The 12504-nt window shown below is 36.7% G+C and carries 13 protein-coding genes; 3 read left to right on the top strand and 10 right to left on the bottom strand.

The window, feature by feature from the left end; translation table 11 throughout:
* Positions 1 to 9 precede the first annotated feature (9 nt).
* A complete protein-coding gene (rpsT, locus tag ABJQ32_12320) occupies positions 10 to 261 on the bottom strand; it encodes a 30S ribosomal protein S20 (protein MEP5290428.1) in 252 nt (83 codons plus the stop codon).
* A gap of 156 nt (positions 262 to 417) precedes the next feature.
* On the opposite strand from rpsT, the gene acs reads away from it, so the two are divergent.
* On the top strand, positions 418 to 2313 hold the full coding sequence (gene acs, locus ABJQ32_12315; GenBank protein ID MEP5290427.1) for an acetate--CoA ligase: 1896 nt from the start codon (positions 418 to 420) through the stop codon (positions 2311 to 2313).
* Here acs and ABJQ32_12310 read toward each other — a convergent pair.
* The 4 genes from ABJQ32_12310 to ABJQ32_12295 form a co-directional block, all read right to left on the bottom strand.
* Positions 2310 to 3005, bottom strand: coding sequence for a hypothetical protein (locus ABJQ32_12310; GenBank protein ID MEP5290426.1), 696 nt, complete (start codon positions 3003 to 3005; stop codon positions 2310 to 2312). The genes acs and ABJQ32_12310 overlap by 4 nt on opposite strands.
* 127 nt (positions 3006 to 3132) lie before the next feature.
* Complete coding sequence (locus ABJQ32_12305) at positions 3133 to 3819, bottom strand: hypothetical protein (GenBank protein MEP5290425.1); 687 nt, start codon at positions 3817 to 3819, stop codon at positions 3133 to 3135.
* A 118-nt stretch (positions 3820 to 3937) separates the two neighbouring features.
* Positions 3938 to 6346: a ribonucleoside-diphosphate reductase subunit alpha gene (locus tag ABJQ32_12300; protein MEP5290424.1), complete on the bottom strand. Its 2409-nt coding sequence runs from the start codon at positions 6344 to 6346 to the stop codon at positions 3938 to 3940.
* 36 nt (positions 6347 to 6382) lie between these two features.
* The gene (locus ABJQ32_12295; GenBank protein ID MEP5290423.1) at positions 6383 to 7375 is read right to left on the bottom strand and encodes a ribonucleoside-diphosphate reductase small subunit; all 993 of its coding nucleotides are present in this window, start codon (positions 7373 to 7375) and stop codon (positions 6383 to 6385) included.
* A gap of 416 nt (positions 7376 to 7791) precedes the next feature.
* Between ABJQ32_12295 and rplU the strand changes: the two genes are divergently transcribed.
* Both rplU and rpmA read left to right on the top strand, forming a co-directional pair.
* A complete protein-coding gene (gene rplU, locus ABJQ32_12290) occupies positions 7792 to 8103 on the top strand; it encodes a 50S ribosomal protein L21 (GenBank protein MEP5290422.1) in 312 nt (103 codons plus the stop codon).
* Between the two features lie 6 nt (positions 8104 to 8109).
* The gene (rpmA, locus tag ABJQ32_12285; protein MEP5290421.1) at positions 8110 to 8370 is read left to right on the top strand and encodes a 50S ribosomal protein L27; all 261 of its coding nucleotides are present in this window, start codon (positions 8110 to 8112) and stop codon (positions 8368 to 8370) included.
* 139 nt (positions 8371 to 8509) lie between these two features.
* Here rpmA and ABJQ32_12280 read toward each other — a convergent pair whose 3' ends face one another.
* The 5 genes from ABJQ32_12280 to ABJQ32_12260 form a co-directional block, all read right to left on the bottom strand.
* Positions 8510 to 9004: an NUMOD4 domain-containing protein gene (locus tag ABJQ32_12280; protein MEP5290420.1), complete on the bottom strand. Its 495-nt coding sequence runs from the start codon at positions 9002 to 9004 to the stop codon at positions 8510 to 8512.
* Positions 9005 to 9094: 90 nt separating this feature from the next.
* Positions 9095 to 9529, bottom strand: coding sequence for a beta-carotene hydroxylase (locus ABJQ32_12275; protein MEP5290419.1), 435 nt, complete (start codon positions 9527 to 9529; stop codon positions 9095 to 9097).
* Between the two features lie 43 nt (positions 9530 to 9572).
* The gene (locus ABJQ32_12270; protein MEP5290418.1) at positions 9573 to 10415 is read right to left on the bottom strand and encodes a phytoene/squalene synthase family protein; all 843 of its coding nucleotides are present in this window, start codon (positions 10413 to 10415) and stop codon (positions 9573 to 9575) included.
* Positions 10412 to 11911, bottom strand: a complete 1500-nt coding sequence (crtI, locus tag ABJQ32_12265; protein ID MEP5290417.1) for a phytoene desaturase family protein — start codon at positions 11909 to 11911, stop codon at positions 10412 to 10414. The genes ABJQ32_12270 and crtI overlap by 4 nt, the downstream gene beginning before the upstream one ends.
* On the bottom strand, positions 11901 to 12407 hold the full coding sequence (locus ABJQ32_12260) for an RNA polymerase sigma factor (protein MEP5290416.1): 507 nt from the start codon (positions 12405 to 12407) through the stop codon (positions 11901 to 11903). Before ABJQ32_12260 ends, crtI begins: the two co-directional genes overlap by 11 nt.
* Positions 12408 to 12504 lie beyond the last annotated feature (97 nt).

The raw sequence follows: 12504 nt of genomic DNA, 5'->3' as shown, positions 1-12504 counted from the left end.
TAATTAGGCCTAAAGACCGGCTACATGCTTAGTCAACTGTGACTTAAGATGACCTGCTTTGTTTTTGTGGATGATGTTTTTCTTAGATAATCTATCTACCATAGAAATTACTTGAGTCAAAAGCTCTTCACCAGCTTTTTTGTCAGTTGTTTCTTTAAGTCTTTTTATGAACGTACGGGTCGTTTTATGCTGATATCTATTTCTCAGTCTTTTCGATTCGTTACTTCTGATTCTTTTAAGTGCTGATTTATGGTTTGCCATAACGCTTTTCTGTATTCCAAAATTTAGGACGGCAAAGATAGGAGTTTTCTTTTGAAAAGAAAAAGCTTTTCGCACATTGAAATTTATGATGTCTATATATGAATAACACTAGTTCAATGATGCGGTGCAAAGATGTGCATTTGTTAGATTTATCGTATGAAAGATTTCACGGCTAGTCACCGAATTTCTACACTGAGTGAATACACTAAAACGTATGATCAGAGCATTGAGAATCCAGAATTTTTTTGGTCAGAAATAGCTGATTCATTTCTCTGGAGAAAGAGATGGGACAAAATAGTGGAATGGGATTTTAAAAGACCAGATATAAAATGGTTCATCAATGGGAAATTAAATATTACGGAAAACTTATTAGACAGGCACTTAGAAGATAGAGGTGATGAAGTGGCTATATTATGGGAGTCTAACGAACCAAATGAGGATTGTCAATCAATTACTTATAAAGAGCTACACAGGAAGGTTTGTCAGTTTTCTAATGCAATGATTGAAAATGGTATTGATAAAGGAGACCGAGTAATTATTTATATGCCGATGGTCCCAGAAGCTGCTATCGCAATGCTGGCTTGTGCTAGAATAGGAGCAATTCATTCGGTTGTTTTTGCAGGGTTCTCCTCGAACGCTCTTGCTGATAGGATTAATGATTGTGGAGCTAAGATGGTATTGACAGCAGATGGAAACTACAGAGGGGCGAAAATAATAGATGTCAAGAGTGTTGTAGATGAAGCACTTGAAAAGTGTAGTTGTGTTCAGAAAATGATCGTTTTCCAGCGGACGAATGCTGAAGTGTATATGAAAGCTGGCCGTGATATTTGGTGGCATGATGCTATTCAAGGTATGTCTGATCAAAATGAAGCCGAGGAGATGGATTCGGAAGATTTGCTTTTCATTTTATATACTTCAGGATCTACCGGTAAGCCAAAGGGGGTGGTTCATACGTGTGGTGGATACATGGTTTACACCTATTATTCTTTCTTAAATGTATTTCAGTATAAGCCAGGAGATATTTATTGGTGTACTGCTGATGTAGGATGGATTACAGGACATTCCTACATTATATATGGTCCTTTGCTAGCAGGAGCTACGACTGTGATGTTTGAAGGAGTTCCTACATATCCGGATGCAGGGCGGTTTTGGGAAGTGTGTGATAAACATAAAGTGAATCAATTTTATACTGCACCTACAGCCATTAGGTCACTTCAAGCGCATGGATTAGAACCAGTTCTGAAACATAAACTGGAATCTTTGCGAGTGATTGGGTCAGTAGGAGAGCCAATAAATGAAGAAGCATGGCATTGGTATCACGAGCAAATTGGCAAAGGAAAGTCCCCTTTGGTGGATACTTGGTGGCAAACAGAAACTGGTGGTATTATGATTTCAGCTCTTGCGGGAATTACACCTACTAAGCCAGCTCATGCTTCATTACCATTGCCCGGAATCCAACCGGTAATTGTGGACGCAGAGGGGAATGAGTTAGAGGATAAGAATGTGGAAGGGAACCTATGCATAAGATTTCCTTGGCCATCGATGCTGAGAACGACTTATGGAGATCATGAACGGTGCTTTCAGACTTATTTTTCAGCGTATGAGAACCTTTATTTTACAGGAGATGGAGCGAAGAGAGATCATGATGGTTATTTAAGAATACTAGGGCGTGTGGATGACGTAATTAATGTTTCAGGTCACCGAATGGGTACGGCAGAAGTTGAAAATGCTATTAACGAACATCCAAAGGTTGTAGAATCTGCAGTAGTTGGTTTTCCTCATGATATAAAGGGGCAGGGGATTTATGCTTTTGTCATAGCGGAGGAGCAAGGAATTGAGGGAGAGATTCGAGATACCGTAAATAAGGTTATTGGGCCAATTGCCAAGCCAGATCAGATTCAGTTAGTTTCAGGGTTACCGAAGACTCGTTCGGGGAAAATCATGCGAAGAATCTTGAGAAAGATAGCAAGTAAGGATACTGCTAACCTTGGCGATACCTCAACTTTACTGAACCCTGAAGTTATAGGAGATATTATGAAAGATGTGAGCTAGTTTTTATTGAATGAAGTTAGAAGAGTGTAGCCTACCAGATCCCCTTTCTTATTGTAGCTTTCATTTTTAACCATTCCGACCTCTTTTGCAAACCACGATGCAGAAGAAGATTCAGTTGTTTTGTTCATGCCCATTATATTCATTTTCACAATGGTCTTCTGTATAATTTTGAATGTTTCATAAGATCCTGCTGACGTGGTTAAAGTTTCAGCTTTTTCAACTGTTCTGTCGGTGATAGTGATATTCATTTTAATATTCATAGCAGCTGCACCTGACATTTTTATGGTTACTACTCCTGACCCGTCCGGCAGAGTTTGACCTTGTTGAAGATCATTTGGAACAGTGATAAAGTCTCCTTCTACAGCTACCTCAGCATCTCCATACTGACTCAGCATTTCATCCGGAATGAAATTATTAAAATCTATCTTAATCATATCACCCTCACAGATGATAGTGTAGTCTCCATCTGCTACTTCTTTGTCTTTTTTATCAAAGAATACGTTTTTGACGGTAGCTGAAGATCCATCTACTTTAAGAATAGAGCTTATTGTTTTCCCCTGTTCTTTCCCTTTCTTGTCATAGGCAGTCTGTTCAAAGCTCACTCCTTCATTGAAAGGGAAGAAGGAGTCATTACATTGACTATATGCGCCGATTGAAAAAAAAATGAGTGCAAAGAAGAATAGCTTTTTCATAATTAGTGTGATTTCTAGTGGCGGTAATTTACATAAATATATAAAGTTAAAATGGGATTTTTTGAAGTATGCAAAAGTCCTACTTATTATCACAGGGCTGGGGTGATATTTAAATATTGATTAGTGATTACTCTGATTTAGTCAAAAGAGAGTAACCCAATAGAGGCCCTTCTTTTCTTCCATACCTTTCTTTTTTGATAATCCCGTTGTTTTTTGAATACCAAGTGATTTGGTAGAAGGAGCTGTATTCTTTTAAAGAGCTCAAATCAATACCGATATCAATAGATTCTTCTATTACAAATGTTTCAAATGTTCCTGCAGGAGTCGTAAGTTCTTCTTTGCCTTTCACTTGTCTATCTTTTATATAGACCTTCACTTTCCATTCTATTCTTGGTCGCCCTTCCATCGTCATTGTAACATTACCTTCTGGAAGTTTTTGATTCACTTCCAGGATTTTTGGTATCACGATAAAATTTCCTTCAATCTCTTTTTTCTTTTCTTTGAATTTTTTCCAAATCCGTGAAGGAATATATTGATTGACATCTATCTGGATATCTCCTTTGTCGCATGAGATAGCATAGGTGTCTTTTTCCAATTCTTTACCACTTTTACTAAAAGCGGTGGTCTTAACCATAGCTAGTGATTCCGAGGAACTCGTGACTTGATGAGAAATAGTCCCCTGAGATTCTTTTGCTTGGTTAAATTCGGTATACTCAAGTGTTTTATCCTTTTCAAAGGGAAAGAACGAGTCAGAACATTGAGCATTGCTGGTTAAGGAAATGAATGCGGCAATTATGGTGATAAGTGTTTTCATGAGTTATATATGATTTAATAATAAAATTAACATGATTATCACATATTATATTGTTTTAAACAAAGAAGCCCCACTCAAATGAGCAGGGCTTCTATAGTTAGAATTACACTTATTTATCTTAAGAGCCGCACATCTCGCATCCTTCCGGATCATCTAATGAACATTGCATTGCTGCTTGTTGATCAAGTTGTTCCTGAGTTGTTGCGACCTGTTGTTGTCCTTGTATTACGGTCGCTACCGCCTCCTTTGGCTGTTCTTGTTTTTCTTTTGAAACCGTAAACTTGATTGCATCTGTAGCTGCTTTAGTTCTCAGGTAATACATGCCTGTTTTCAAGCCCTTCTTCCAAGCATAGAAGTGCATAGAAGTCATTTTACCGAAGTTCGCATCTTGCAGATGAATGTTCAAGCTCTGGCTTTGACAGATATATGCTCCTCTATCGGCAGACATATCAATGATGGCTTTCTGAGAAATCTCCCATACTGTTTTATATCTCTCTTTGATATCATCTGGAATCTCAGCGATATTCTGAATAGATCCATTCTCAGCTTTGATGCGATTCATCATTCGCTCATCCCATAAGCCAAGATCAATAAGCTCACTCATTAGATGTTTATTAGCCACAATGAATTCACCTGAAAGCACTCTTCTTAGATATAGATTAGAAGTATAAGGCTCAAAGCACTCGTTGTTTCCAAGAATCTGTGAAGTAGATGCGGTAGGCATTGGTGCAAGAAGTAGTGAGTTTCTTACGCCATTTTTCTTTACTTTTTGTTTTAGGTCTGTCCAATCCCATCTTCCAGAATCAGGCGTAACACCCCACATATCAAATTGGAATACTCCTTTAGATACTGGAGAACCTTTGAAAGTTTCATATGCTCCTTCTACTTCTGCTATTTCCATAGATGTTTCCATCGCTGAGAAATAGATAGTCTCAAAAATTTCTCTATTCAATTTCTGAGCTTCTTCAGACTCAAATGCCATCTTAAGTAGCAAGAAAGTATCTGCAAGACCTTGTACACCAATGCCAATTGGTCGGTGCTTCATATTAGAATATCTTGCTTCAGGTACAGGATAATAGTTCACATCGATAACCTTGTTGAGGTTACGTGTTACCACTTTAGTGATATCATACAGTTTCTGATGATCGAATTTTCCGTCGATTACGAATCTCGAAAGAGCAATAGAAGCCAGGTTACATACAGCAACTTCATCTTTTGAAGTATACTCCATGATCTCAGTACAAAGATTACTTGATCGTATTGTACCTAAGTTTTTCTGATTGGACTTTTTGTTTGCTGCATCTTTATACAACATATAAGGGGTGCCGGTCTCAATTTGAGATTCAAGAATTTCAAACCATAAATCTTGTGCTTTTATCGTTTTTCTTCCTTTTCCTTCACGCTCATACTTTTCATAGAGTGCTTCAAACTCATCTCCATAAGCTTCATAAAGTCCTGGGCATTCGTCTGGTGACATGATTGTCCAATCACCATTATCTTCTACTCGTTTCATGAAAAGATCAGGAATCCAAAGAGCATAGAAAAGGTCTCTGGCTCTCATCTCTTCTTTACCGTGATTTTTCCTTAAATCAAGGAAATCGAAAATGTCTGCATGCCATGGTTCTAGATAGATAGCAAAGCTTCCTTTTCTTTTTCCACCACCTTGATCTACGTATCGTGCGGTCATGTCAAAGTTTCGCAACATCGGCACAATTCCGTTAGAAGTACCGTTTGTTCCTTTAATGTAAGCACCTGTTGATCTTACATTATGAATGCTAAGTCCGATACCGCCAGCAGATTGTGAAATCTTAGCACACTGCTTAAGTGTATCATAAATACCATCAATGCTATCATCCTGCATCGAAAGAAGGAAGCAAGAGGACAGTTGAGGTTTTGGTGTTCCTGCATTAAATAGAGTAGGGGTAGCATGAGTAAACCACTTTTCAGACATTAAATTATAAGTCTGAATGGCAGAATCAATATCTTCTCCATGGATACCCACAGAAACTCTCATGAGCATGTGTTGAGGTCGTTCTACGATTTTCCCATCAAGCTTCATTAGATATGATCGCTCTAATGTTTTATAGCCGAAGTAATCGTAATTATAATCCCTGCCATAATCTATTGCATCATCTAACTTTTTAGCGTTTGTTCGTATGATGCCGTATACCTCAGTAGACAAAAGAGCAGCATTCGCACCTGTTTTGGGATTGATATACTCATACATTCTCTTCATGGTATTTGAGAATGAAGTTTCGGTAACCTTATGAAGATTTGAAATTGAAATACGAGCAGCAAGCTTTGCGAAATCAGGATGACGTGTGGTCATCGTAGCGGCTGTTTCAGCTGCTAGATTGTCTAATTCGATGGTTGAAACTCCATCATACAATCCATCAATTACTTTTTTAGCAATTTCTACAGGTTTTACATAGTCTCCGTTTAAACTATAGCACAGTTTCTCTATTCGAGCTGTGATTTTGTCAAACTTTACAGATTCTCTTCTTCCGTCTCTTTTTACTACTAACATTGGGCTAACGCGATAAGGTGATTACACATAATTTTTTTAAAAGTCTTCATCTAATGAGAATTTGGATTTTCCACTATCCCCATCCATTACTCCGGCTTTCTGATATTCTCCAACTCGTTTCTCAAAGAAATTTGTTTTTCCTTGTAGGGAAATCATCTCCATAAAATCAAAGGGGTTGGTTGAGTTATATACTTTCTCACATCCTAGTTCATTTAATAATCTATCTGCAACAAACTCTATGTACTGGCACATCAGGTCAGAGTTCATGCCTATTAATTTTACAGGAAGTGCATCTGTAACAAATTCTTTTTCGATGTTTACTGCATCTTTTATAATTTCTTGAACGGTCTCTGTGGGTAGCTGATTTTTAATGTGACTGTTATATAGTAAACAGGCAAAATCACAATGAAGTCCTTCATCTCTAGAAATAAGCTCATTAGAGAAGGATAAGCCTGGCATTAGGCCTCTTTTCTTTAACCAGAAAATGCTACAAAAACTTCCAGAAAAGAAAATACCTTCTACAGCGGCAAAAGCAACTAATCTTTCTGCAAAAGATCCTTCATCAATCCAGCGTAATGCCCAGTTGGCTTTTTTCTTTACACAATCCATTGTTTCGATTGCGTTGAATAAGTAGTCTTTCTCCTTCGTGTCTTTTACATAGGTATCTATTAATAAGGAGTAAGTTTCTGAATGAATATTTTCTACTGCGATCTGGAATCCGTAGAAAAATTTAGCTTCAGTATACTGAACTTCGGAAACAAAATTTTCAGCAAGATTTTCATTAACAATCCCATCACTTGCAGCAAAAAAAGCAAGTACATGTTTGATGAAATGTTTTTCTTCATCATTCATTGTATCGCTCCAATCTTTCAGGTCTTGACTGAGATCGATCTCTTCTGCAGTCCAAAAACTTGCTTCAGCTTTCTTATAGAACTCCCAGATATCATTATGCTGTATCGGGAAAAGAACAAATCGATCTTTGTTCTCCTTAAGGATGGGTTCTTCAACACGTGCTGCTACTTCGCTCATAATTTCTGTTTCAAATAGTTTTAATCTATTTATATAAACAATAAAACATCCCTATGCTCACGATATGAGTGTGCATTTTTAAAACTTTTTAAGTCCAGGGATACAGCCCTAAGAGTGGTTTATTTTTCTCGGCGGCTTGCTCTACAAATTTGTTCAAAAAGCGTCGGAATTCCAAGCAGTTATTACGGGTGCGGAAGGTGTGATTTGGATATTATCAAAAGATGATAACGAGTTGTATTTTAGTTAATTAACAGCTGATTTTGTAACCGTAACTTTGAGGAAAGCACGCTATAATGGGGGTGAAAAAAAGTGAAAAAAAAATAAAAAATATTTTATCACCTTTTTATCCACACTTACTATTTGGATATTCATCTCGAAATGATATCTTTGCAATCCTTTTTTCAAAAGAAGATAAAATGTACGCGATAGTAGACATTGCTGGGAAGCAATATAAAGCAGAAAAAGACAAATTTCTTTACGCTCCATTAATGGAAGGTAAGGAAGGTGCCAAAGTAGACTTTGATAAAGTACTACTAGTAGATAATGATGGTAAAGTGAAGGTAGGAGCACCTACTGTGAAAGGAGCCAAAGTTTCTGCTAAGATTCTTGAGCATGTGAAAGATGATAAAGTGATCGTGTTCAAAAAGAAGAGAAGAAAAGGGTACCGTGTGAAAAACGGTCACCGTCAACAATTTTCTAAAATTTTGATCGAAGACATTAAAGGATAAAATCTCATGGCACACAAGAAAGGTGTAGGTAGTTCGAGAAATGGAAGAGAGTCAGAAAGTAAAAGACTCGGGGTGAAAATCTTTGGTGGACAGAAGGCAATAGCCGGAAATATCATTGTTCGTCAAAGAGGCACTAAGCATCATCCAGGAGAAAATGTGGGTCTTGGAAAAGATCATACAATATTTGCTTTATCCGATGGTGTTGTAAAATTCCATAAAGGGAAAAAAGACAGATCCTACGTTAGCGTAGAACCATCTGCTGAATAATTCCATTTACTTCCGAAATAGCACTCATTCATCTACTATATATATAGGTGGACAGATAGAGTATTGCGTAACCGACTTAGGTTAGTTAGAATATTAAAAAAGGGGTTCACTATGAACCCCTTTGCTTTTGCATAAAGAATTATGCCTTTTCTTGGTTGCTTTTCTTAGGTCTTCCAGGTAGTACTGTATCTGGTTTAAAACCATTCTTATACCTTTTCTTCCTAGTCTTCCAAACTTTGAAGTTGTTCTTGTTACCCACTTCAAATTGCCACTTCATATGTTCAGAAGGAGTCATCCATTCTAAGTTTTCGAAGTAATTATTCCTGGGATTGTTATCCGTATGAATAATCATTTTTCTCTCTTGATTCTTATTTTTCACAAATACTTTGGCTGTTTCTTTGTGAGGGTATACAGTTCTTCGTTTACCCTTGTCATCAATTAGGTCAAGAAAGTAGCATTTGCAAATTTTATTCCAACGTTGACGCATTAATTTTCCACGCAACTTCATGTGTGTCTTGCTTCCTTTGTGCCATACTTTTCTGCTTTTACTCCTAATCTTTCCCCTGTTGGAAATTTCATAGTTAGAGAATCCTTCAATAGGTCCCCAAGCTTCTTCTTTTTTCTGATCTGCCATTTAGCTCGCTTTTTTTGGTTTGTTTAACAAGCTGATTCTTAATGATCACCAAATGTAATGATAAAATTATCAAATGATAATGCAATGACGTTATTTCTCGTATTTCTTTGGTGCATACAAGAAACCGAAAGCTTCAGCTTCCTCTTTTGTATGTTTTTCGTGATGGACATAGTGAGCGCGCATAATTCGTTTCATGTACTTACTCTTAGCCCTGAAAGGGATTTTTATGCGCCTGTGCACTATAATGTCATGGAATATAAAATAGAAGACTCCATACCCAAGTATTCCGATTCCTATGAACATTACCCAATCCAGCTCAGAACTTCCATAACCTATATAAATACATGCTATGGAAGGAAGGCTGAATACCAATGCAAATAGATCGTTAAGTTCTAATACGTAAGGATGGATTTTATGATGCGATTTATGCCAACTCCATAAAAATCCATGCATAATGTATTTATGAGTAAACCAGGCAACTCCTTCCATAAAGAAGAAAGTGCCAATTGCGATTAATATATTCAAAACCATTTCCATTAATAACTTAACAACTCAAAGTTAGTGTTGTTTACTCTACTATATAGTTGATTTTATGGAATAGATAGCACCGAATTAGTAATAGGAATTTCCTGAAATTGGGAACCCTTATCCGTTCAGATTTTATTCTTTCTGGTGACAAACGAGTAATTTTCTTAAATAGAACAGTATAATATATATAGGCAAGATAGACACCTGCTCTGGCTCCATGAGGTAGTTTCTTAATTCCTTTGAGTGCTTCTTTAAATTCCTGATTTATATCTTTTTCAATCTGTATCTTCTCATCTCTTGTGAAGTGATTAAAGTCTATTCCAGGGAAGTAGACCCTCCCTCTCTCATCAAAGTCACTTTTTATATCTCTAAGAAAATTTACTTTTTGAAAGGCAGATCCTAAATATTTAGCTGGTTTTAATAGCTCTTGATACTCTTTTTCGTTTCCATGGCAAAATACTTTTAAGCACATCAGCCCAACTACTTCGGCACTTCCATAAATATATTTTTCATACTCAGAATTAATGTAATCTACTTTTTCTAGATCCATCTCCATACTAATCAAGAAAGCTTCAATAAGATCATGATCTATTTGATACTGATTCACCACCTCTTGAAAGGAGTGTAAGACTGGGTTTAAACTAATTTTCTCTTCTATTGATTTATAAGTATCCTCCTTAAATCTTTTTAGTAGTTCTCTTTTATCATGATCATGAAATGTATCCACTATTTCATCGGCATACCTAACAAACCCATAGATCGCATAAACGGGCTCGTGATATTCTTTGGCAAGAGTTCGGATGCCTAATGAAAAGGAAGTGCTGTAAGTTTTTGTGATCAACTTACTACAATCGAAAGCTGTTTGTGTATAGAGGTCTATCATTTGGATTTAAAAATAGGAAAATCTTTTCCTATTTCTTTCGCAATTACTTCTCCTGAGATTAATGATGGAGGTACACCAGGACCAGGTACTGTTAGCTGACCTGTATAATAAAGGTTTTTTACTTTCTTGTTTTTAAGTGAGGGCTTCAGAATGGCAGTCTGGAGTAATGTATTAGCAAGACCATAAGCGTTCCCTTTGAATGAATGGTAGTCGTTTATAAAATCTTTGTGCGCATAGCTTCGCTTAGTGATTATGTGATCTCGGATCTTCTCGGAAGTAAACTCTTCAAGTTTATCCATAATTAGTTCAAAATACTTCTCTCTGATTTCTTCGGTATCTTCAATGTCAGGTGCTACTGGAATTAGAACTACGAGATTTTCTTTTCCAACAGGAGCTACTGTATTATCGGTCTTAGAGGTAGCGGAAACATATAGCAATGGTTTTGATGGCCATTGAGGACTTTCGTAAATTTCGCTAGCATGCTGTTTGAAATCTTCATCAAAAAAAAGCGTATGATGCTGGAGTTGTGGAAGCTGTTTGTCCACTCCTATGTAGAATAGTAGTGATGATGGGGCGAGTACTCTGGAGTTCCAGTATTCTTTTGAATAGTTCCTAAAAGACTCTGGTAAAATGTATTGATCAATATGATGGTAATCTGCACCAGCTACTACTGTATCGCAATTGTATGACCCAGAAGTCGTATTAACACTTACTACTTCATTACCATTAAAAGAGAAATCAGTTACTTCTTCTTCTAGCTTGATATCAACTCCTAATTCTTCAGCTAATTTCACCATGCCCTTCACTACAGAGCCCATGCCACCTTTGGGATACCATGTTCCTAAAGATAGATCGGCATAGTTCATTAAACTGTAAAGTGCAGGAGTATTTTCTGCTGTAGCACCTAGAAACAGAATGGGAAACTCCATTAATTGAATTAATCGATCATCCTTAAAATGTTTTCTCACATGTTTTGAAATGGAGGTAAACACATCCATTTTAAGTAATCCAAGAAGGAGTTTGAGATCTACAAATTCAAGTAGCGATCTACTTGGCTTGTAGACTAACTTTTTGACACCTACATCGTATTTGTATTTTGCTTGCTTTAGGAATGACCTTAGCTTAATACTACTCCCAGGCTCAATCTCTTCAAACAACTTCTCCAGCTCAGGCATGCTTGCGGGGATGTCAATTATATCGTTTTTAAATTTGATCCGATAGGAAGGATCTAACCTATCTAGCTGATAGTATTCGTCAACTTTTTTCCCAAAAGAATTGAAGAATTTGTCAAAAACATCAGGCATCCAATACCAGGAAGGTCCCATATCCCATGTAAATCCTTTGTCAGAATAGCTTCTGGCTCTACCTCCTGGTTGATCATTTTTTTCTAGAAGCGTAACCTCATACCCCATCTTTGCCAAGTGGCAGGAACAAGAAAGGCCGGAAAATCCGGCCCCTATCACTACTACTCTACTACGTAAATCTTTAGTTTGCATATACCTTTAGTCCCTTTTTCAATTCCTTGCGGGCAATATGAATTCTATTTTTCACAGTACCTATAGGAATATTTAATTTATCAGCTATCTCATGATATTTGAAGCCTCTAAAATACATGGTAAAAGGTATTTTGTACATGTCTTTTAATGCATCAATAGATGCGTTAATATCTTTCATGACAAAGTTGCCATTTGCATTATTATCTATAACAGCACCAGAAGAATTAATGAAATGATTGTTTTCAGTAGTATCTATGAAGGTGTTTCTTCTAACCATTCTTTGATAGTTGGTTATAAAAGTGTTTCGCATGATCGTATACATCCATGCTTTGAGGTTAGTACCGTCTTGAAATTTATCTCTGTTTGAGTAAGCCTTAAACACAGTTTCTTGAAGCAAATCGTTAGCTTCTTCACCATCTTTGGTCAACTTCAAAGCATAAGGTTTGAGTGAGCTAGTTAAGTTTTCGATCTTGTATCCAAATTCTAAAGCTGTCATTTTGTTTAAGGTTTGGTTTAAAAGGTTAAACGAATTTAATAAGAAAATGTTTAACTGTTACAATAAAAGATTAAACAAAATAAAAATAAGGATACTA

Origin of the sequence: Marinobacter alexandrii (assembly GCA_039984955.1) — a bacterium.
Classification (GTDB): Bacteria; Bacteroidota; Bacteroidia; order Cytophagales; family Cyclobacteriaceae; genus Ekhidna.
Note: the sequence above shows the minus strand (reverse complement) of the source record. Positions and strands in the feature narration are given on the sequence as shown.